At 63.3% G+C, this 19,481-nt stretch carries 21 protein-coding genes; 12 read left to right on the top strand and 9 right to left on the bottom strand.

The window, feature by feature from the left end; translation table 11 throughout:
• Positions 1-86 precede the first annotated feature (86 nt).
• Together ACTRWG_RS16405 and ACTRWG_RS16400 are read right to left on the bottom strand one after the other, a co-directional pair.
• Positions 87-887 carry a TIGR03084 family metal-binding protein gene (locus ACTRWG_RS16405; protein ID WP_027236668.1) on the bottom strand — a complete coding sequence of 267 codons (801 nt, stop codon included), beginning with the start codon at positions 885-887 and terminating at the stop codon, positions 87-89.
• Between the two features lie 91 nt (positions 888-978).
• Positions 979-1,992, bottom strand: coding sequence for a hypothetical protein (locus tag ACTRWG_RS16400; protein WP_027236667.1), 1,014 nt, complete (start codon positions 1,990-1,992; stop codon positions 979-981).
• A gap of 363 nt (positions 1,993-2,355) precedes the next feature.
• Here ACTRWG_RS16400 and ACTRWG_RS16395 point away from each other — a divergent pair, with 363 nt between their 5' ends.
• A complete protein-coding gene (locus tag ACTRWG_RS16395) occupies positions 2,356-3,690 on the top strand; it encodes a hypothetical protein (protein ID WP_027236666.1) in 1,335 nt (444 codons plus the stop codon).
• 66 nt (positions 3,691-3,756) lie between these two features.
• Here the strand turns inward: ACTRWG_RS16395 and ACTRWG_RS16390 are convergent, their stop codons facing one another.
• Positions 3,757-4,875, bottom strand: a complete 1,119-nt coding sequence (locus ACTRWG_RS16390; protein WP_027236665.1) for a THUMP domain-containing class I SAM-dependent RNA methyltransferase — start codon at positions 4,873-4,875, stop codon at positions 3,757-3,759.
• A 277-nt stretch (positions 4,876-5,152) separates the two neighbouring features.
• Here ACTRWG_RS16390 and ACTRWG_RS16385 point away from each other — a divergent pair, with 277 nt between their 5' ends.
• From ACTRWG_RS16385 to ACTRWG_RS16345, 9 genes are all read left to right on the top strand, one after another.
• Positions 5,153-6,886 (top strand): ABC transporter substrate-binding protein, encoded by a 1,734-nt coding sequence (locus ACTRWG_RS16385; protein WP_027236664.1) that lies wholly within the window; start codon positions 5,153-5,155, stop codon positions 6,884-6,886.
• Between the two features lie 154 nt (positions 6,887-7,040).
• On the top strand, positions 7,041-8,105 hold the full coding sequence (locus ACTRWG_RS16380; protein ID WP_027236663.1) for an ABC transporter ATP-binding protein: 1,065 nt from the start codon (positions 7,041-7,043) through the stop codon (positions 8,103-8,105).
• A gap of 7 nt (positions 8,106-8,112) precedes the next feature.
• On the top strand, positions 8,113-9,207 hold the full coding sequence (locus tag ACTRWG_RS16375) for an ABC transporter ATP-binding protein (protein ID WP_027236662.1): 1,095 nt from the start codon (positions 8,113-8,115) through the stop codon (positions 9,205-9,207).
• Positions 9,207-10,070, top strand: a complete 864-nt coding sequence (locus tag ACTRWG_RS16370) for a carbohydrate ABC transporter permease (RefSeq protein ID WP_027236661.1) — start codon at positions 9,207-9,209, stop codon at positions 10,068-10,070. Before ACTRWG_RS16375 ends, ACTRWG_RS16370 begins: the two co-directional genes overlap by 1 nt.
• A gap of 13 nt (positions 10,071-10,083) precedes the next feature.
• A complete protein-coding gene (locus ACTRWG_RS16365; RefSeq protein WP_027236660.1) occupies positions 10,084-10,881 on the top strand; it encodes a carbohydrate ABC transporter permease in 798 nt (265 codons plus the stop codon).
• Positions 10,881-11,159, top strand: a complete 279-nt coding sequence (locus ACTRWG_RS16360) for a DUF2160 domain-containing protein (RefSeq protein ID WP_260028134.1) — start codon at positions 10,881-10,883, stop codon at positions 11,157-11,159. The genes ACTRWG_RS16365 and ACTRWG_RS16360 overlap by 1 nt, the downstream gene beginning before the upstream one ends.
• A gap of 303 nt (positions 11,160-11,462) precedes the next feature.
• Positions 11,463-11,879 carry a BlaI/MecI/CopY family transcriptional regulator gene (locus ACTRWG_RS16355; protein ID WP_008555282.1) on the top strand — a complete coding sequence of 139 codons (417 nt, stop codon included), beginning with the start codon at positions 11,463-11,465 and terminating at the stop codon, positions 11,877-11,879.
• Positions 11,869-13,011 (top strand): M56 family metallopeptidase, encoded by a 1,143-nt coding sequence (locus ACTRWG_RS16350; protein ID WP_259967177.1) that lies wholly within the window; start codon positions 11,869-11,871, stop codon positions 13,009-13,011. The genes ACTRWG_RS16355 and ACTRWG_RS16350 overlap by 11 nt, the downstream gene beginning before the upstream one ends.
• 379 nt (positions 13,012-13,390) lie before the next feature.
• A complete protein-coding gene (locus ACTRWG_RS16345; RefSeq protein WP_027236656.1) occupies positions 13,391-13,639 on the top strand; it encodes an EF-hand domain-containing protein in 249 nt (82 codons plus the stop codon).
• Positions 13,640-13,760: 121 nt separating this feature from the next.
• On the opposite strand, the gene ACTRWG_RS16340 is transcribed toward ACTRWG_RS16345, so the two are convergent.
• Genes ACTRWG_RS16340 through ACTRWG_RS16315 form a run of 6 tightly spaced genes read right to left on the bottom strand, consistent with a single transcriptional unit; the run spans position 13,761 to position 18,645 of the window.
• Positions 13,761-13,985 carry a hypothetical protein gene (locus tag ACTRWG_RS16340; RefSeq protein ID WP_027236655.1) on the bottom strand — a complete coding sequence of 75 codons (225 nt, stop codon included), beginning with the start codon at positions 13,983-13,985 and terminating at the stop codon, positions 13,761-13,763.
• The gene (locus ACTRWG_RS16335) at positions 13,982-14,155 is read right to left on the bottom strand and encodes a hypothetical protein (protein WP_167332326.1); all 174 of its coding nucleotides are present in this window, start codon (positions 14,153-14,155) and stop codon (positions 13,982-13,984) included. Before ACTRWG_RS16335 ends, ACTRWG_RS16340 begins: the two co-directional genes overlap by 4 nt.
• Before the next feature lies 1 nt (position 14,156).
• A complete protein-coding gene (locus tag ACTRWG_RS16330; RefSeq protein ID WP_027236654.1) occupies positions 14,157-16,034 on the bottom strand; it encodes a nitric oxide reductase activation protein NorD in 1,878 nt (625 codons plus the stop codon).
• Between the two features lie 4 nt (positions 16,035-16,038).
• Positions 16,039-16,833, bottom strand: coding sequence for a CbbQ/NirQ/NorQ/GpvN family protein (locus ACTRWG_RS16325; protein WP_027236653.1), 795 nt, complete (start codon positions 16,831-16,833; stop codon positions 16,039-16,041).
• Positions 16,834-16,836: 3 nt separating this feature from the next.
• Complete coding sequence (locus ACTRWG_RS16320; protein WP_462829604.1) at positions 16,837-18,180, bottom strand: cbb3-type cytochrome c oxidase subunit I; 1,344 nt, start codon at positions 18,178-18,180, stop codon at positions 16,837-16,839.
• A gap of 12 nt (positions 18,181-18,192) precedes the next feature.
• Complete coding sequence (locus ACTRWG_RS16315; RefSeq protein WP_027236651.1) at positions 18,193-18,645, bottom strand: c-type cytochrome; 453 nt, start codon at positions 18,643-18,645, stop codon at positions 18,193-18,195.
• A gap of 124 nt (positions 18,646-18,769) precedes the next feature.
• On the opposite strand from ACTRWG_RS16315, the gene ACTRWG_RS16310 reads away from it, so the two are divergent.
• Both ACTRWG_RS16310 and ACTRWG_RS16305 read left to right on the top strand, forming a co-directional pair.
• The gene (locus ACTRWG_RS16310; protein ID WP_027236650.1) at positions 18,770-18,982 is read left to right on the top strand and encodes a hypothetical protein; all 213 of its coding nucleotides are present in this window, start codon (positions 18,770-18,772) and stop codon (positions 18,980-18,982) included.
• Positions 18,983-19,160: 178 nt separating this feature from the next.
• The gene (locus ACTRWG_RS16305) at positions 19,161-19,367 is read left to right on the top strand and encodes a cold-shock protein (protein ID WP_027236649.1); all 207 of its coding nucleotides are present in this window, start codon (positions 19,161-19,163) and stop codon (positions 19,365-19,367) included.
• Positions 19,368-19,481 lie beyond the last annotated feature (114 nt).

Raw genomic sequence — 19,481 nt, 5'->3', positions numbered from 1 at the left:
CGCCGCCCATTGCCCATTTGCGGACCGGCACTGAGCCTTTTCCGGGACTTAGCCGGGCTTCGAACATAGCGGAGCGGGTCTTTGCATCAGGCCTTTGCGGTGAAACGGCTGCCTTTGCCGGGGGGCGTTTCCGGCGGGCCGGCAAAACATTGGGCGATGCGCATCCATTTCTGCGCCGTGGCGCCCGCCACCTGCAGGCTGGTATCGGCGGCATTGCGGACCTGCGTGACCACCTGCGCGAACTCCACTGCGCTGCCCTTCACGAAATTCCCGCCTTGCGGCTCGTTCCACTCCCAAACGGCGTCCGACGGTCCCGTCAATTGCACAAACGGCGCGGGCTCCGGCACGTCCAGTCCGCGGTTGGCGAAGCTCCAGCCGTAGGTGGCCACCCCCAGATGCGCGATATTGCGGATGCGGTCCTGTTCCTGCCGCTGCAGACCCAGCAGGTCAAAGACTTCCTGGCCATGCGCCCAGGTCTCCATCTGCCGGGCAGTGATGGCGCTCAGCGCGCTCATGTCCGGCCCGATCCATTTGAGACGCCCCTTGGGGTCCGCGGCGGCATAGGCATCGGCGCAGCGCTCTGCCCCTTGCCGCCATGCCTGAAACAGCGCGCGGCCCGACAGGCCATTCAGCCAGGGGAACTGGCACTCGAGGATAGACTTGCCCGCCTGCATGTCCTGCAGCACCGGTGCGATGAAGGCGGCGAATGCCTCCTCCCCTTGCAAAGACGCCTCCGCCGCCGCGTTGAACAGGTGCAAGTGTCCCAGCACGTGGTCGATGGTCCAGTCCTTGAACTGGGTTGTCCGGTGGAATTCCGCCTCCGGCAGATCCTCCAGAATGGCTGCCAAGGCGCGGCTTTCGGCGCGGAAATCTTCGGCCTGCTGCATAATCCATCCCCCCATGTGCGGCAGGCAGAAGGATAGCCGCCCGGACCTCATCGCTGAAACCCGGACGGCACGTCACAGAAGGGAGAAACCGTCAGCCCCCGGACATCGCCTTGAAGGCGCGGCCTGCGGCTTCGAAGTTGCGGCTGAGCGGGGATGTGAGCCGGGACTGGGCCGCGTAGTATGCCCCGGTGCGGCAAAGCTGCGCGGCGAATTCCGGGTGCACCCCGGCGTCGTCATACTTGCGCACCCGCTCCTGGCTGAGCCAGCCGCGGCTTTTGACCTCTTTCTGGATCAGCTCCAGGCGCTGAACGCAGTGCAGCGCGGTGTAGGCCGAGAGATACTCCAGGTATTCGCCAATTTCATGGCCGCAGGCCGGATCGAAGGTTTCGATCATCACGTCGGCCATCTTGTCCGGCGCAATCGGCCAGGTCTCGTCGCCGATGAGCCAGGCAAAATCCTCCGCACCGTGGCGCAGACCTGCATATTCAAAGTCGAACCAGCGGACATACCCGTCTGCGCCGATCGCCGCGTTGCCCGCGCGGCAGTCCCATTTCAGGAACTGAACCCCCGGCTGCTCCATGTACTGGGCCACCGCCGGGTAGTCAAAATCATCCGGGATGCCCATGGAGTAAGCCTCCAGCGCCTCTACCGAGCTGATGAAATTGCGGACCCAGCTGCGGTTGGCGCCGAGATGCGGCAGCACCGTGTGCAGCTCAGTCTTGCGGGCTGCTGCCTGGATGCGGAAGATCGCGGCGCAGGCCTCGGCCGCGAGGTCGAGCTGGTCGGCCTCCCCGTGCAGAATGATCTCTTCACTCAGCCGTGTCTCGCCAGTGTCGGACTGGAACAGCACGTCCTTGTGCACCCCCAGCACCCGCGGAATGTCGTCGCAATGGGGCGCCAGCTGCTCCAGCACGTAGGCTTCCAGATGGGTGCGGCGGAAATTGGCACGCAGGGTGGCAATCGCCGTGCGGTCTTTGAAATGCAGCCGCAGCGAGGAGCGCGACTTGCCGCCCGGGGCGGTGATCTCCACAGGCTCCTCGCCGAGCACCTCCCGGGCCGCCGCCGCGATATACGCAGTGCGGTCGTCGAATTTTCCGTCAGCCATAGCCTGCCCCCTTCCCGGAACGCTGCCCGGACTCCGGTCAGCTTACCCCTCTCCGGTTAACGACCTAGCGGGTAAAGGCGGCAATATTCAGGACAGATTTGGGCAATCACCGCAGGCCGCAGGCCGATTCGCACGAGCCGGACGCGAGTGGCGCGGCGCATTGGAGAGGGATTGCCTCACAATCACAGGGCGCGCAGGGAGATTGTTTCCGGAATCTCTCCGGCAATAGCGTAATTTGTCTAAAATGTGCCGAAAATTTGGCCCTTCTGATCGGCTTTCCTACCGTTGTCTAATGCGCGATTGCGTCCTGTTTCCAGGTCAATCCGCAGTTGTGATTCAAGGTTTGCCTGGGGGGGTAGAAATATGGGCCGGGGACATTATTCGTGGGGCTGGGGCGGCAAGCAGGCTTGCGGTGGCAACAGCTATTATAACGGCGGCGTGCAAGGCGGGCATTTCGGCCGCTGGTACGACAGCCACCTGTCAGACCGCTATGGCTGGAACGGCAAGGGCTACAAGGCCTGGCGTGAAGGCGGGGAGGATGAGGAAGACGGCTCAGGCGGCACCAAGGGATCCGGGGGCACAAAAGGATCCGGCGGCACCAATGGATCCGGCGGCACCAAAGGCTCCGGCGGCACCAAAGGATCCGGCGGCACCAAGGGATCCGGCGGAACCAAAGGGTCCGGCGGCACCAAAGGATCCGGCGGCACAAAAGGATCCGGCGGTAGCAAAGGGTGCGGCGGCAAAGACCATCACGGCACAAAGCACTGGTGGTACCGCGAGGAAGATGACTGGAAAGGCTCAGGCGGAACCGGCGGACCGGGCGGCTCGGGAGGAACGAGGGGATCCGGCGGAACGCATGGCTGCGGCTCGGGCACCAAGGGTTCCGGCGGCACCAGCGGCTCCGGCAGCGGCGGGACCAAGGGATCCGGCGGGACCAAAGGAAGCGGAGGCACCAAAGGCTCCGGCGGATCGGGCGGGACCAAGGGCACCGGCAGCACTGGCGGCGATGACAGCGGTAAGACCTCGGTGTTTTTCGAAGTCGGCGGCAATGGCGATCCAAGTGTCACCATCGAGGTGCTGCAGACGCCGGAAAACCAGCTGTTCATCAAGATGGAGCCAACGTCGTGGGACGGTGAAGTGGCCGATACCGACGGGCTGTTCTTCAACATGGCGGATGATGCCAGCGTTGGCGGGCTGAACTTCTTCCCGGACGAGAATGCGCTGCCAGTCACCGGCCATGAAGCCAGCGCCAATTCCGTCAATGCGCTGGACACCGGCACCACCGTGCCCGGCAGCTTCGACGCGATGGTGCAATTCGGCCAGGTCCCGGACAGCACCGACGGCACGGTCACCAATGCCAATTTCACCCTGTGGTCCGACGCCGGGCTGACATTGGAAGACATCGACCTCAGCAGCATGTCGCTGGTGGTCAGCAATCCGGACGGCTCGCAACAGGTGCTGGAGGGTGGTTACGACCCGGCGACCGCAGCCAGCAGCGGCAGCGCTTATGCCAACGGCGGGGTCACCGGCGAGGGCCTGAGCAACTGGTATGACGCCAACCTGGCGGGCCAGTTCCAGGACGGCGGCAGCGAGCCCGGCGCCGAGGACTTCATGGCGCTGATGAACCTGCCGGTGGGCGGCACAATGCCCAGTGGCGGCACTGAGGGCGGCACAGGCGATATGTACGACATGGGCTAAGCCTGCCTGCCGGATTAACCGGACCGGAGGGCGCCGCAGGGCGCCCTCTTGCGTCTCCATGCCTGCTCAGGGCAGCGGGTCTGTCTTGAACAGGCGGATCTTCAAGCCGCCGTGGGCAACCGGCGCGCCGAACGGCAGGAAGGGCAGATTGGTGGCCTTGGCCAGGCCGGTTTCCGAGGTGACGATACCAACCCGCCAGCCGGAGAAGCGCTCCTTCAGCACCTGCCCCAGGGCACCGTAGAGGGCAAACAGCAGTTTCTTGTTGCCGATCCGCGCGCCGTAGGGCGGGTTGACGATGACCAGGCCGGGCGGGCCGTCCGGACGCTGCAGATCGCTGACCGCGGCCTGAGAGAAACGGGTGCAGTCCGCCACGCCGGCGCGCTCGGCATTGGCAGCGGACATCTCCACAGCGCCTGCGTTGCGGTCGGAGCCGTGGAACAGCAGATCCGTTTCGCGTGTTTCGCCCTGCTGCTTGAGGTCTGCCCAGGCGTCCGCGTCAAAAGTCGCCAGCTGTTCAAAGGCAAAGCTGCGGCTGCGGCCGGGCAGCAGGCCCTTGGTGATTTCAGCAGCCTCGATCACAAACGTGCCGGAGCCGCACATCGGATCCACCACCGGCTCTGTCCCGTCAAAGCTGCATTCGCGCAGGAACAGGGCGGCGAGGTTTTCGCGCATCGGTGCCTTGCCGACGGCGGATTTATGGCCGCGTTTGTGCAGCCCCTCGCCCGAGGTGTCGACGCTGAAGACGCAGAGATTGTCCTCAATGCGCAGCTTTACCGTCAGCCCGGCGTCTTTGGTGACGGGGGCGCCAAGTGTCTCGGCAATGGCTTTCTCCACCCGCTGCGCGGCGGCGCCTGCGTGGTAGATTTTCGATTTCTTGTTGGTGGCGACCTCCACCTTCACCGGCACCTCCGGGCGCAGCACATCGCCCCAGGGGAACTTGCGCGACCGCTTGTCGAGCTGAGCCAGGTGAAAGGCGCGGAATTCGCCGATCCGCGCCAGAACCCGCGCGGCGCCGCGCACAGAAAGGTTGGCACGCCACACCTCACGCCAATCCCCCTGCACCGTGACCCCGCCCGGCACCGACTTGGGGGCGGCAAATCCCAGCTCCTTGGCTTCAGCCAGCAGCGCTTGCTCCAGTCCCGGCGGTGCGGTCAGGAAGATCTCGAATGTGCTTTCTTGCGTCATGCCGCCTCTGTAGCGGGAATGCCCTGGCACGGCGACTGCTTTTTCACTGTTGAGAAGGCGAAAAGAAGCGTTGCGTCACAACTGGAGATGCTGCGCCGCGGCATGGCCTGCACGTGCAAATGCCGCCCGTTGATGATGAATTTTTTTATGCAAAAACAATACAATAACACTTACTAAAAAATTAGTTTGACAACATAATCCAACCTATGAAAGCTCTATGGCAGTCAGATGCAGCCAATGCATAGCTGGCTTTAAGCGACTTTCAGGGAGGAAAAAGATGCGGAAGTATCTTTTGTCCGCAGCCGCCGTTTGCGCGATGGTTGCGGGATCGATTGGCTATGCCGACGAAATGGCGGCCAAGAAATGGATTGATGAGGAATTTCAGCCTTCGGTGCTGACCAAGGATGAGCAGCTTTCGGAGCTGCAGTGGTTCATCCAGGCAGCAGAGCCGTTCAAGGGCATGGAGATCAACGTGCTGTCGGAAGGCATCCCGACGCACTCCTACGAGTCCGAGGTGCTGACCAAGGCCTTTGAGGAAATCACCGGCATCAAGGTGAACCACCAGATCCTGGGTGAAGGCGAGGTCGTTCAGGCCGTGCAGACCCAGATGCAGACCAAGCGGAACCTCTATGACGCCTACGTCAATGACTCCGACCTGATCGGCACCCACTCGCGCCTGCAGCTGGCCTACAACCTGACCGACATGATGGCAGGCGAGTTCAAGGACGTGACCAACCCCGGCCTCGATCTGGATGACTTCATGGGCACCCAGTTCACCACCGGCCCGGACGGCGACCTGTACCAGCTGCCCGACCAGCAGTTCGCGAACCTCTACTGGTTCCGCAAGGACTGGTTCGACCGCGAAGACCTGCAGGCCGCGTTCAAGGAAAAGTACGGCTACGACCTGGGCGTTCCGGTCAACTGGTCCGCGTATGAGGACATCGCCGAATTCTTCAGCGAGCACGTCAAGGAAATCGACGGCACCGCGATCTATGGCCACATGGATTACGGCAAGCGCGCGCCGGACCTTGGCTGGCGGATGACCGACGCCTGGCTGTCGATGGCCGGTGCCGGTTCGAAGGGTGAGCCGAACGGCGTGCCGATCGACGAATGGGGCATCCGCATGGAAGAAGGCTCCTGCAACCCGGCCGGTGCCAGCGTGACCCGCGGCGGCGCGGCTAACGGCCCAGCGGCGGTATATGCGATCCGCAAGTGGGACGAATGGCTGCGCAAGTATGCCCCTCCGGGCGCCGCATCCTATGACTTCTACCAGTCGCTGCCTGCACTGGCGCAGGGCAACGTGGCGCAGCAGATCTTCTGGTACACCGCCTTCACCGCCGACATGGTGAAGCCGCAGTCCGAAGGCAACAACACCGTCGACGCCGAGGGCAACCCGCTGTGGCGGATGGCGCCCAGCCCGCACGGCCCCTACTGGGAAGAAGGCCAAAAGGTCGGCTATCAGGACGTGGGTTCCTGGACCTTCCTCAAGTCCACCCCGCTGGACCGTGCCCAGGCTGCCTGGCTCTATGCCCAGTTCGTGGTCTCTAAGACCGTGGACGTGAAGAAGTCGCACGTTGGCCTGACCTTCATCCGCGACTCCTCCGTGAACCACGAAAGCTTCACCGAGCGCGCACCCAAGCTGGGCGGCCTGGTAGAGTTCTACCGCTCGCCTGACCGTGTGGCATGGTCGCCGACCGGCATCAACGTTCCGGATTACCCGAAGCTGGCCCAGATCTGGTGGCAGCAGATCGGTGACGTGAACTCCGGCGCCTTCACGCCGCAGGAAGCGATGGACCGTCTGGCCGAGGAAATGGACATCACCATGGGCCGGATGCAGCGCGCAGACGAGCAGGCGAATGTCTATGGCGGCTGCGGCCCGCGCCTGAACGAAGAGAAAGACGCGGAGTGGTGGTACGCCAATGGCGGCGCCAAGCCGCCGCTGGAGAACGAGAAGCCGCAGGGCCAGACCGTCAACTATGACGAGCTGGTGGCCCGCTGGGCAACCAACTAAGGCCTCCTCCCGGTCCGGCCAGCGTTCCCCATCATCTGGCCGGGCTATTCAGGCCCCGGAGACCCTTTCCCGTCATCCGGGGCCTTCTTCCCCAAAAGACAGCGCGCCCCTGCCCCGCGCGCTAACAGGCCGCCTGCCGGAAAGTCAAAGCAAGATGGCACTCGAACTCAAGGGTGTGACCAAGCGCGTCGGCGCTATTCAGCACATCAAGGAAACCTCCCTGCTGCTGGAGCCCGGTCACTTCAACGTCCTCCTCGGCGCCACCGGCTCCGGAAAGACCTCACTTATCAAACTGATGGCGGGCCTCGACCCGATGGCCAGCGGCCAGGTGCTAATGGATGGCGAGGATGTCAGCCGTCTCAGCACCCAGAAGCGCAACATCAGCTTGGTGCATCAGTTCTTCATCAATTACCCGCATATGACGGTGTTCGAAAACATCGCCTCGCCGCTGAAGGTGGCTGGCATGGCAAAGTCGGAAATCGACGCCCGTGTCGAGGAAGCCGCCGCGATCCTGCAGCTGAAACCGATGCTGCACCGCCGCCCGCATGAGCTGTCCGGCGGCCAGCAGCAGCGCTGCGCCTTGGCCCGTGCGATTGCCAAGGAAAGCCGCGCGGTGTTCCTGGACGAACCGCTCGCCAACCTCGACTACAAGCTGCGCGAGGAACTGCGCGACCAGCTGCCAGAACTGTTTGCAGGCCGCGGCGCAGTGGTGGTCTATGCGACCTCCGAACCGGAAGAGGCGCTGCTGTTGGGCGGCAAGACCGCGCTGATGCGCGACGGCCGGGTGACCCAGTTCGGCCCCACCGCCGAGATCTACCGCAACCCCGGCAATGTCGATGCAGCACGAGTGTTCTCAGACCCGCCGATCAACACAGCCGAGATCACCAAGCAGGGCAGCACGGCCCTGCTGGGCGCAGGCGTCACCTGGGAGCTGAGCGGTGCCGCCGCCGGGCTGGCCGATGGCACCTACACCATCGCCATCCGCCCGCACCACGTGCTGCCTGTGGCGAAAAACGGCGCCCATGTGCAGCTGTCAGGCCAGGTGCAGGTGACCGAACTGTCCGGCTCCGAAAGCTCTGCCCATTTCGAGATGGGCTCCGGCAGCTGGGTTTCGCTGGCCCACGGCGTCCACCCCTATCAGGTGGGTGAGCTGCACGACTTCTACATGGACCCCGCGCAGGCATATTTCTTTGCCCCCGACGGCAGCCGCGCGGCGTGAGGCATCAATGGCTAAAATAACTCTCTCAAAACTGCGCCACAGCTACCTTTCGACGCCGAAATCCGACTCGGATTACGCGCTGAAGGAAATCGACCTCGACTGGACCGACGGCGGCGCCTATGCGCTGCTCGGCCCCTCGGGCTGCGGCAAATCCACCCTTTTGAACATCATCTCGGGCCTGCTGGTCCCGTCCGAGGGCCAGATCCTGTTCGACGGCAAGGACGTGACCGCCCTGCCCCCGGATCAGCGCAACATCGCGCAGGTGTTCCAGTTCCCGGTGATCTACGACACCATGACGGTGTACGACAACCTGGCCTTCCCGCTCAGGAACCGCGGCCGGGACGAGTCCACTGTGCACCAGCGGGTGATGGCGATTGCCGAAATGCTCGAAGTCACCGGGATGCTGGATCAGAAGGCGGCAGGATTGTCACCTGACAATAAACAGAAGATCTCCATGGGCCGCGGGCTTGTGCGCGAGGACGTGAATGTTGTGATGTTCGACGAACCGCTCACCGTGATCGACCCGCACCTGAAGTGGAAGCTGCGCTCCAAGCTGAAGGAGCTGCACCAGCGGGTGAAGGCGACGATGATCTACGTCACCCACGACCAGACAGAAGCGCTGACCTTTGCCGACCAGGTGGTGGTGATGCAGCTGGGCGAGGTGGTGCAGATCGGCACGCCGGTGGAGCTGTTCGAGCGCCCCGCGCATACCTTTGTCGGCCATTTCATCGGCTCGCCGGGGATGAACATCCTGCCCTGCAGCGTGCAGCACGGCGCGGCAGTGTTTGCCGGGCAGCAGATTGCGCTGGAAGGCCCCATTCAGGGGGCCGCAAACGGCCAGACAGAAATCGGCATCCGCCCAGAGTTCGTCTCGCTGTCGGACACCGGCCTGCCCGCGACCGTCACCAAGGTCTCTGACATCGGCCGCCACACGGTGGTGGAATGCGAGGCCGGCGGCCAGCGTATCAACGCCATCACCGATGGCGCCGCCCCGCAAAAAGGCAGCGCCGTGCACCTCGCCTTCCGCCAGGACATGACCCGGCTTTACGTGGATGGCTGGCTTGCCACCTCCCCCGCTGCAAACGAACAAGGAGCGGCCTGATGAAAACCGAAAACCAGAAAGCCTGGTTCTTTGTGCTGCCGGTGCTGGCGCTGGTCGCCTTCAACGCGCTGATCCCGATGATGACGGTGGTCAACTATTCGGTGCAGGAGACCTTTGGCGACAACGTGTTCTTCTGGCAAGGCCTGGACTGGTTCCAGCAGATCCTGCGCTCGGACCGCTTCCATGCCGCGCTTGGCCGCCAGTTCATGTTCACGTTCCTGATCCTGATCATCGAGGTGCCGCTGGGCATCGCCATTGCGCTGTCGATGCCGCGCAAGGGCTTCTGGGTGCCGGTCTGCCTGGTGCTGATGGCACTGCCGATGCTGATCCCGTGGAACGTGGTGGGCGCGATGTGGAACATCTTCACCCTGCCCGACATCGGCCTGCTGGGGTACTTCCTGAACCACGTGCTGGGCATCAACTATGACATGACGCAGGATCCGGTCGCGGCCTGGGTGACCATCGTCACGATGGACGTCTGGCACTGGACCTCTCTGGTGGTGCTTCTGTCCTATGCCGGCCTCGTGTCGATCCCCGACGCCTATTACCAGGCGGCCAAGATCGACGGCGCCACCAACTGGGCGGTGTTCCGGTTCATCCAGCTGCCGAAGATGAAAACGGTGCTGACCATCGCCATCCTGCTGCGCTTCATGGACAGCTTCAACATCTACACCGAGCCGTTTGTTCTAACCGGCGGCGGGCCCGGCAACTCCACCACGCTGCTGTCGATCGACCTGGTGAAAATCGCGCTCGGCCAGTTCGACCTCGGCCCCGCAGCCGCCATGTCGCTCATCTATTTCGCAATCACTCTGTTGGTCAGCTGGCTGTTCTACACGCTGATGACCAAAGACGACCTGAACTGAGGGAGGGAGACAGATGCAGAAACGCACCATCGTTCCCATCGTCTATATCCTGTTTCTCATGCTGCCGATCTATTGGCTGGTGGCGATGAGCTTCAAGACAACCAACGAAATCCTGTCGGGCTTCTCGCTGTTCCCGCAGACCTTCACGCTGGAGAATTACGCAACGATCTTCACCGACCCCAGCTGGTACTGGGGCTATATCAACTCGATCCTCTACGTGACGATCAACACGGTGATCTCGGTGGCGGTGGCGCTGCCGGCGGCCTATGCCTTCAGCCGCTACCGGTTCCTGGGCGACAAGCAGCTGTTCTTCTGGCTGCTGACCAACCGGATGGCGCCTGCCGCCGTCTTTGCCCTGCCGTTCTTCCAGCTTTACTCCGCCGTTGAACTGTTCGACACCCACCTGGCCGTGGCGCTGGCGCATTGCCTGTTCAACATCCCGCTGGCAGTCTGGATCCTGGAGGGCTTCATGGGCGGCGTGCCCAAGGAGCTGGACGAGACCGCATTTGTTGACGGCTATTCCTTCCCGCGCTTCTTTGCGACGATCTTTGTGCCGTCGATCAAGGCGGGCGTGGGTGTGGCAGCCTTCTTCTGCTTCATGTTCTCCTGGGTGGAGTTGCTGCTGGCGAAAACCCTGACCGCCGTCGCCGCCAAGCCGATTGCCGCCACCATGACCAAGACCGCGTCGTCCGCGGGTTATGAACTGGGGCTCTTGGCGGCTGCGGGAACTTTGACAATCATTCCGGGCGCCATCGTGATCTGGTTTGTCCGCAACTACATCGCGAAGGGTTTCGCGATGGGGAGGGTGTAATGTTTTCATGGATGGCCTGGACCTGGCCCACTGCCCTGCTGTTCATCGGCATCTTCACCGCCATCGGCGTGCTGATCATCGCTGAGATCCGCCACCCCGGCGGCGCGGCCCGCAAGGGCGTGCTGGGCCTCACCACCACCCGCGGCGACCGGCTGTTCATCAGCCTTCTGGGCACCTCCTACATCTTCCTGGCCTGGCTGGGGCTGGTGGGAATGCCGCTGTGGTGGCCGCTGGGGCTGTCGATCGCCTGGGGCATCTTCTGCTTCTGGAAGGTCTGACTTTGCCCCCCGCGGGTCAAGGAGGCCGCAGGCCCCGCGAAAGCGGCTTGTCCTTGACGCGCAATTCTTAAACACACTGGAGACGGGCCTTGAAGGCAGACCTGCCCTTCAAGGCCTTCTCAGCCAAAACCGTCAGCGTGTGCACCAGGCACCTTCTCCGAGGCCGGCACGTCGCCTTGCCCTCAGCTGAATAAGAGCGCGCGGCAGCGCACAATTTGACAACAGCAGCCCCGCCGCCGTGCGTCTTCTAAAAAAATAGTTTTCACGGGAGCCCCCTTCCCCTAGCATGACTGGAACGATCAAATGAGCCGGACAGCCGAGGCGATGCGCAAGAAACACGACACTTCCCTGCTGACAGAAGTCGAGCTGGAATTCATGACTGTCGTCTGGGACCTGGGCGGCGGCACCGTGCGCGATATCCTGGCCGAGCTGAACAAGGTGCAGGAACGCGCCTATACCTCGGTGGCCACGGTTCTCAAGATTATGGAACAGAAGGGCTTTCTCACCAGCGAGCGCAAGGACCGCTCATTGGTTTACCGCCCCGCCGTTCCCAAGGCAGAGTATCAGAAAACATCTCTGAAAAACCTTTCGAGCAAGCTTTTCAACGGCGCGCCCGCCGCATTGGTGGCGCGGCTGGTCGATGATGAGGATGTGACCGACGAGATGCTCGAGGAGATGCGGGCGCTCTTGGAGGAAAGGCTGGGGGACAATGCCAACTGAGGTTCTGCTGAACGCCTATATCGACCTGAATATTCTGCTGCTGGCCGGCACTGTGCTGTGGTTCGCCGCCCGCAAGGCGCTGGCGCGCAGCCCGCTGGGACGCGCCTACCGGCCGCAGCTGCGGCTGCTCAATGGGATGACGGTGCTGCTGGCGGCTTCGCCGGTGCTGATCCTTGCCTTCACCCATTATGTCATCGCCCATCCGCCGAACTTCTCCGACATGCTGGTCTCGCAATACCTGCAGGGCAATGTCAGCATGAGCGCCGGCACGTTTGAGGCCACCCTGGGCCTGCGCGAAGATGCGGTGCGCGGGCTCACCAGCCTGCAGCCGCTGTGGGCACAGGCCGTTGCCGCGGCATTTGCCGCCGGGGCGCTGATCTGCCTGGCGCATGTGGCGGTGTCCGTCTTCCGCCTGCGCCAGAACCTAAGCGGCGCCTTCACCTGGAAACGCATCGGCCGGGTGCAGCTGATGGTTTCAGATGACATCCGCGTGGCCTATTCCACCCGCGGGCCGTTTTGCCGCTATGTGGTTCTGCCCTCGCCGCTGCTGAACGACCCGAGCGACCTGCGACTGACCATTGCGCATGAACTGCAGCACTTCCGCCAGCGCGACATCGAATGCGAGTTCCTGCTGGAGATGCTGCGCCCGCTGCTGTTCTGGAACCCTGCCTTTTACATGTGGCGGCGCGAGGTGCGGCTGCTGCGCGAGTTCGCCTGCGACCAGGCGCTGATGGCGCGGCCCCGGTTTGACGTGCGCGCCTATTGTGAATGCCTGATCCGCGCCTGCGCCCATGCCGCCCGCGGCCCGGCTCTGTTTACCCGCCGCAGCCCGGCAGTGGCGCTGGTCGACCGCCGCGAAACCCGCCGGGGCGCATCGCTGCAGCGGCGCATCATTGCGGTGACCGCCGTTCAGCCGCAGCAGCCGAACTCCCTGGGCTGGGGGCTGGTTTCCCTGGCCATGGCCGGGGCGGTTCTGGCAACAGCGATGCTGCTGCAGCGGCCCAGCGACTGGAGCCATGACCGCATTATGCTGTCGACCATCGTCAATCTGGAACGGATGGCAAACCGCAACACTGCACCGGATCTTGCCGTCAGCGCCTTGAATGGCGGCTTTGCGGTTCCCGCCCAGTAAGCCCGGAACACCCGTCCACTGCCCGTTCTGCAAGCTGCCGTGCCTGTCGCGGCGGGCGGAATGCGCGCTTGCAACCCGGCTGTCCCCGGCAGGAACCATGGTAACCGCTTTCCTCTTTCAAGATGCCGACCAGTGCAGGCGCTAGCACTGGCAGAATTTTGCAGTACCGGCAGCCGGGCTTGAGCGGAGAAAGGACCAGCCCGTTTCCAGGGCGGCAAAGCGCCGAAGCCAAGGCGCTGTTACGGCGGTGCAGCGCCTGAAATTACGCTCTTTGACCAAGGGGATAGCGTCTGGCGCAGGCACGGCCTAGCTCTATTCCACGGCACGCGGAACACCGTGGCCGCAGGTAGAAAACAAACAAACGAATGGAGTGTCTCACATGAAAAAATTCGCGCTGACCGCCGCCGCTTTTGCTGCTCTGGCTGCTTCGCCGCTGGCTGCGATGGAATCCATCACCGAGGCTGACACGGATGGCAACGGCACCTATTCGCTGGAAGAACTGCAGGCGGCCTATCCGGATCTGACTGCAGAAACCTTTGCCACCATTGACTCCAACGCCGATGGCGAAGCTGATCTCGCCGAGGTGCAGGCAGCGGAAGAAGCCGGCTTGCTGGCAGCAGAAGGCTGATCCCGCGGCAAGGCGGCTTCCCCACCCCCCGAGCCGCCTTGCCACCTGATGTCCCGCCGGTCTTAAACGGTGCCGGGGCCCTGCAATGCGGGGCCCTTTTTCACGCCGCCATGCGGCGGGGTCAGCCGCCGTCCGCCTGCCGCTTCAGCCGCTCGATATGGCGGGAAAAGACATAGGTCAAAGGCACACCCAGCAGCAGTCCCCAGATAACCGACTCATAAGGTGTCAGCACCCGCCAGCCGATCCAGCTGGCAATCAGCGAGGCAAAGAAGATGTTGACGGCCGCCGCGCCCGCCCCGAACGGGTAAAGCGCTGCCAGCAGCCGCCAGGAGGGCTGCGGTGTCATCGGCGGCTCACCAGGTATTGGACGAACCCCAGGCTGATGATCAGCGCGATGGAGCCCACCAGGAACCAGAACTCCGCCGTTTCAGTCTGCGGCTGCGGGATCGGGCGCTCGAAAGTGGCGGCAAAGGCGCTGGAGGGGGCCAGCAGGGCGAAGGAGAGAATGTGTTTCATCTCAGTGCTCCATGGTCAAGGATTGATAGATTTCCGGCAGCGCTCGGGGCAGCCGGTCCGGGTCTGGCAACAGGGTAAAGCCGGCGCGCCCGAAGATGCGGGCAAACCAGTCCTGCCCGTCGGCGTCGATCACCACGCCGTGCACCGACTGGCCCAGAGCGCGTGCCTCGCGCACCGCCATGCGGCTGTCCTCGATGCCATGCACACCTTCGTAGTGATCCAAGTCGTTAGGCTTGCCATCGGTCAACACCAGCAGAAGGCGGCGTTCGGATCCTTCCTCTGCCAGCTGCGCAGAGGCATGGCGGATTGCGGCGCCCAGACGGGTATAGTGGCCAGGCTTGAAGCCACCGATGCGGGCTGTGACCGTCTCTGACATCGGGTCTTCAAACCCTTTTGCGCGGGTCAGAAACACCCGGTCGCGGCGCAGGGAGGAGAACCCCCAGATGCCCAGCCGGTCGCCTGCGGTGGCAATACCGCCGGCGAGGGCCGCCAGAGATTCACGGGCGGTCCCGATCACCGGGCGGTCGCCGACCGTGGCCTCGGTGGAGCGGGAGCAGTCCATCAGAACCGCCACGCTCAGGTCGCGGGCCATCGGGCGGCTGGCCTGCCAGACCCGGTCGCTGCCCTGCTGGCCGCAGGCGAGGTCGACGTGGGATTTCACAACCGCTTCCAGATCCAGCTCGTCACCATCCAGCTGCCGCGGCAGCATCACCCGGCGCGGGTGCAAGGGCGCGAATTGGCGGCGCACGCGGGTGACCAGCTTCGGATCGGGCTGGAAGCTGTCCGCAGGCTTGCCTTCGGCTTCCAGCACGCGAGCGTGGGCGGGCATGTGCTTGCCCAGCTTGTGGTTCCATTCGGGATAGGTGAACTGGCCCGCCAGCCGCTCATGCTCAGCATCCTGCGGCGACAGGTCCAGCGAGATCCGCAGCCGCGAGGCCGCGCGCTTCATGTGCTGCGAGAGGGTGAGGTTGTCCTGATCCTCGGCCGCCTTCTGGGCGTTCTCGTTGTCGTCGTCATCGACCATCCGGTTGATGTTCAGGCTTTCAGCCCAGGACAGGATGGACTCGAACCGGTGGACGATGAAGCTGTCTTTGCGGGTGGTCTGGTCCTGATCCTGCCGCTTGGCCGTCTTGCGTGTTGAGACCGCGAGTCCCGGAGTTTTCATTTCCTCGGCCTCAGGTGCTGCCCCCCGGCCCGCTTGCGGCACTGGCAGACGCAGCCAGAACGGCACCGGCTGATAGGTCCGGTAGCCGCGCGGTTCGGTGCAGGCACAGGGTTCGGCAACGCGGCAGGCGGAGCCGATCTGATCCAGCACCATCCGCTCAATCCGCGCCTCGAACCGCGGCAGGCCGTTGCGCTTGCGGGTCCCCGCAACATGGGCACAGAACGCGCCATAGGCAGAGCGCAGACCCGGACAGGCGGCAAACACCTGATCCGCGGCGCGGGCATTGGCAGTGATTTCCAGCTGGTCGGCCTGATAGCGGTCCTCATTGCGTTCGGGCAATTCGATCATGGCGGCCATTGCGGCCAGCCACAGGTAGGCCTTGCGGTTCAGCTCGGGGCTGGGAAAGGCCGCCATTTCCGGCGGCAGGCGCAGGCGCTCGCCGTCGAAACTGGCCATATGCACCATCTCCCGCGGAGTGCCGATGCGGCGCAGCCGGTCCGGGCGGTGGTCCGACAGCACCGCGGGCGCCACCTGGATTTCCACACCCCCGGCCCCGCCCAGCGCCCGGAACAGCGCCGCCACGCTGGCGCGCATGTCCTCGAACCGGACGGTGTGTTCGGCCCCATCCTCTGCGGCGCCGAGCCGCGTGGCCATGCCGTGCCACAGGTTGCCAACCGTTTCTTCGGGTTCCAGAAGGTCGAGAGCGTGGATCATGGCATCACCCGTAGACGCTGGCGGCAAGGTCGCGCAGCGCCTGCTGCACATCACTCTCATCGCTCAGGGGTTCGATGATGGCGGCCTCGACCGCGCGCTCCACGCCCATGCCCTTGGCGATCAGCGTGGCGGCATAGATCAGGAGACGGGTAGAGACGCCCTCCTCCAGGTCCATGCCGGAGAGCTTGCGGATATGGCCCGCCAACCGCACCAGCGCGGCGGAGCGGTCCTCGTCCAGGCCGCTTTCAGCAGCGACCACCGCGGTTTCGGCAGAGGCTTCCGGGAAGTCGAAGCCGATCGACAGGAAACGCTGCCGGGTCGAGGGCTTCAGCTTTTTCAGGATGTTCTGATAGCCGGGGTTGTAGCTGGCCACCAGCATGAAGGGCTTGGGCGCGGCCAGCTCCTCGCCGGTGCGGTCGATCACCAGGCGGCGGCGGTCGTCGGTGAGCGGGTGCAAGACCACGGCCACGTCCTTGCGGGCCTCGACCACCTCATCCAGGTAGCAGATGCCGCCCTCGCGCACCGCACGGGTCAGCGGACCATCGACCCAGACCGTCTCGCCGCCTTTCAGCAGGTAGCGCCCGATCAGGTCGGCGGCGGACAGGTCGTCATGGCAGGCAACGGTGTGGAGGGGCAGCCCGAGCCGGGCTGCCATATGTTCCACAAACCGCGTCTTGCCGCAGCCGGTGGGCCCCTTCAGAAGAAGGGGCAGACCGTTGGCTTGGGCCATCTCGAAGACGGTGCATTCATCGCCTGAGGGACGGTAGAAGGGCACGGAAGGCATGTTCATCGCGTTCATGGCTTATTCTCCCGGTACGGCCGCGGGGCCGGGTTTGATGACTTCGCGGCGGACCACGACGGTTGCGTAGATGAACAAGAGCGCACCCAGGACCACCACCGCGCCAGAGCCGAGGCGCATCAGGTAGAACAGTCCCAACTGGTCCTGCACGTCCATGTAATAGTCGCCGACAATGCGCTGCATATGGGTCTGGATGGTGCCGGCAAAGGTCAGCACAAAGGTCATGAACGCCATGCCGCCGGTCATCAGCCAGAAGGAGGCCATGTTCAGCACCTGGTTATAGGGATCGCGGTTGCGCAGTTGCGGCATCGCATAGGTGAAAATCGCCAGGTTCATCGCCACATAGGCTCCGTAGAAGGCCAGGTGCCCGTGGGCGGCGGTGATCTGGGTGCCGTGGGTATAGTAGTTCACCCCGTGCAGCGTGTGCAGGAAACCCCAGACGCCGGCGCCGAAGAAGGCCACGGTGGAGGCACCCAGCGACCACAGGAGCGCGGCCTTGTTCGGGTGGTTCTTGCGGCCCTTCCAGACCATGACAAAGGCAAAGCTCATCATCGCGAAGAACGGGATCACTTCGAGGGTCGAGAAAATCGAGCCGATCCACTGCCAGTAGCCAGGCGTGCCGATCCAGAAGAAGTGGTGGCCAGTGCCCAGGATGCCGGAGAACAATGCCAGCGCCACGATGACGTAAAGCCACTTCTCCACCACCTCGCGGTCAACACCGGTCAGTTTCAGCATCAGGTAGCCAAGGATTGCAGCCATCACCAGTTCCCAAGTCGCTTCGACCCACAGGTGGACAACGAACCACCAGTACATCTTGTCCAAGCTGAGGTTGTCCGGGTTGATGAAGGCAAAGATCCACAAGAGCGACAGCAGCCACAGGCCCATCAGCAGGATGTTGGTGATCGCGGTCTTGCGCCCCGCCAGCACGGTCAGGGAGATATTCACGAGGAAGATCACCGCCGCAACCAGGATGCCGAACTTGACCCACAGGGGCTGCTCCAGGAACTCCCGCCCGCCGTGGATGCCCACGAGATAAGAGCCGACTGCGCCCAAGGTGCCGACGACCAGAATGGCCAGCTGTATGTAGGCGAGTTTCACCGAGAACAGCTCACGCTCGGATTCTTCCGGCACCAGGTAATAGGCAGCACCGAAGAAGCCCAGCAGCAGCCAGACGATCAGCGCGTTGGTGTGCAGCATCCGCACGATGTTGAACGGCAAAAGCTCGCTCAGAGTGTTGGGCCAGACATAGATCCAGCCGGCCAGCAGACCGCCCAGGACCTGAATGGCAAACAGGCCCATGGCCACCATGAAGTAGGCGTAGGCCACCTTTTGTGATTGATATTTCATTGTTTCTCTCCCTCAGCCTGCGTCGTTCGGCGGCCAGTTCTGGGTATCGGTCTGATCCGCCCAGCGCAGGAATTCGGCCAAGGCCTTGGTCTCTTCCTCGGTCAGCTCGAAGTACGGCATCTGGCGGCGGCCCTCGATGCCGGAGGGCTGCGACTTCATCCAGCCGTCGAGCATTTCATAGGCGCCTTCGGGATCGTCCAGCATGCCCCAGCGGGTCATCACGTTGCCCACTTCGGGGGCAAAATAGGCGCCCTCGCCATGCAGCGTGTGGCAGTTGATGCAGGAATGGCGTTCCCACACATGCTTGCCCTGGCGCACCTCGTCGGTCAGCTCCATGCCAGCGGTGGATGTTTGGGTGATATAACGGTGGCTGTGCGCGGTCATGGCCACGAACACGACGACGAAGAACAAGGAGCCCCCGTAGAACACGTTCCTGGCCCGCGACTTGGTAAGTATCTCTGACATATCGCGGTCCTGAGTACAGTTGCGGATAGGCCCTGCCTAAACGTGCGCACCGCCGCATATGTTGTTGAAGCGCAAAGACCGGGCGCATTGCTGCACGCAAAATGCAGGAAAAGGAGGATGCCCGATGCGACGCCCCGATTTCGACAATCCCGACCTGCCCTTGTCAGAGCTGTTCCACCACTGGCCCGCCTGCGCGGGCGAGTTCATGAACCGTCAGATGCTTTGCCCCGGCTGCCCGATCGCCCCCTTTCACACGCTGATCGACGCCTGTGAGGAATACGGGCTGGAGGAGATGGCGTTCCGCGAGCAGCTGAAGGGAGTGGCGGGCGCTGTTTGAAAACTATTTTCAAGATATTGCCGATGGTCCCTTGCAATCGCGGGTCGCATACCCCACCTTGATGGAGCAAAGCTTCTTCCTACGACCTTCTGTTTCCTCACGGCCCCAGTTGTTCTTATGTTGACACTGGGCCGGGCTATCGCGTGTTGCGGATAGCATTTCAAAAGGAGACGACACGATGGCTAATGGCACCGTGAAATGGTTCAATTCTCAAAAAGGTTTTGGTTTCATCGCGCCCGAGCACGGCTCGCGCGACGTTTTTGTCCATATTTCCGCCCTGGAACGCTCTGGCATCCAGCAGCTTGACGACGGCCAGGCCGTGACTTTCGACATCGAAAGCGGCCGCGACGGACGCGAGTCCGCCAGCAATCTCGCCCTCGCATAAGCCGCTGCCGGCCTGAAACTCTCAGCGGGAGCATGTTGCCATGCTCCCGTTTCGCGCATCTGCCGGACCTGTCTTTCAGATGCGGTTTTCCATAATACAGAAAGATAAAACTTG

This window comes from Leisingera sp. G5_S3_59_S7, from assembly GCF_054968485.1.
The sequence above is the reverse complement of the archived record's forward strand: the minus strand, read 5'-3'. Positions and strand labels throughout refer to the sequence as shown.

Coding starts and splice junctions, on each gene's coding strand:
- ACTRWG_RS16405 (WP_027236668.1), bottom strand. CDS start 887: ATGCAGCAGGCCGAAGATTTCCGCGCCGAAAGCCGCGCCTTGGCAGCC.
- ACTRWG_RS16400 (WP_027236667.1), bottom strand. CDS start 1,992: ATGGCTGACGGAAAATTCGACGACCGCACTGCGTATATCGCGGCGGCG.
- ACTRWG_RS16395 (WP_027236666.1), top strand. CDS start 2,356: ATGGGCCGGGGACATTATTCGTGGGGCTGGGGCGGCAAGCAGGCTTGC.
- ACTRWG_RS16390 (WP_027236665.1), bottom strand. CDS start 4,875: ATGACGCAAGAAAGCACATTCGAGATCTTCCTGACCGCACCGCCGGGA.
- ACTRWG_RS16385 (WP_027236664.1), top strand. CDS start 5,153: ATGCGGAAGTATCTTTTGTCCGCAGCCGCCGTTTGCGCGATGGTTGCG.
- ACTRWG_RS16380 (WP_027236663.1), top strand. CDS start 7,041: ATGGCACTCGAACTCAAGGGTGTGACCAAGCGCGTCGGCGCTATTCAG.
- ACTRWG_RS16375 (WP_027236662.1), top strand. CDS start 8,113: ATGGCTAAAATAACTCTCTCAAAACTGCGCCACAGCTACCTTTCGACG.
- ACTRWG_RS16370 (WP_027236661.1), top strand. CDS start 9,207: ATGAAAACCGAAAACCAGAAAGCCTGGTTCTTTGTGCTGCCGGTGCTG.
- ACTRWG_RS16365 (WP_027236660.1), top strand. CDS start 10,084: ATGCAGAAACGCACCATCGTTCCCATCGTCTATATCCTGTTTCTCATG.
- ACTRWG_RS16360 (WP_260028134.1), top strand. CDS start 10,881: ATGTTTTCATGGATGGCCTGGACCTGGCCCACTGCCCTGCTGTTCATC.
- ACTRWG_RS16355 (WP_008555282.1), top strand. CDS start 11,463: ATGAGCCGGACAGCCGAGGCGATGCGCAAGAAACACGACACTTCCCTG.
- ACTRWG_RS16350 (WP_259967177.1), top strand. CDS start 11,869: ATGCCAACTGAGGTTCTGCTGAACGCCTATATCGACCTGAATATTCTG.
- ACTRWG_RS16345 (WP_027236656.1), top strand. CDS start 13,391: ATGAAAAAATTCGCGCTGACCGCCGCCGCTTTTGCTGCTCTGGCTGCT.
- ACTRWG_RS16340 (WP_027236655.1), bottom strand. CDS start 13,985: ATGACACCGCAGCCCTCCTGGCGGCTGCTGGCAGCGCTTTACCCGTTC.
- ACTRWG_RS16335 (WP_167332326.1), bottom strand. CDS start 14,155: ATGAAACACATTCTCTCCTTCGCCCTGCTGGCCCCCTCCAGCGCCTTT.
- ACTRWG_RS16330 (WP_027236654.1), bottom strand. CDS start 16,034: ATGATCCACGCTCTCGACCTTCTGGAACCCGAAGAAACGGTTGGCAAC.
- ACTRWG_RS16325 (WP_027236653.1), bottom strand. CDS start 16,833: ATGAACGCGATGAACATGCCTTCCGTGCCCTTCTACCGTCCCTCAGGC.
- ACTRWG_RS16320 (WP_462829604.1), bottom strand. CDS start 18,180: ATGAAATATCAATCACAAAAGGTGGCCTACGCCTACTTCATGGTGGCC.
- ACTRWG_RS16315 (WP_027236651.1), bottom strand. CDS start 18,645: ATGTCAGAGATACTTACCAAGTCGCGGGCCAGGAACGTGTTCTACGGG.
- ACTRWG_RS16310 (WP_027236650.1), top strand. CDS start 18,770: ATGCGACGCCCCGATTTCGACAATCCCGACCTGCCCTTGTCAGAGCTG.
- ACTRWG_RS16305 (WP_027236649.1), top strand. CDS start 19,161: ATGGCTAATGGCACCGTGAAATGGTTCAATTCTCAAAAAGGTTTTGGT.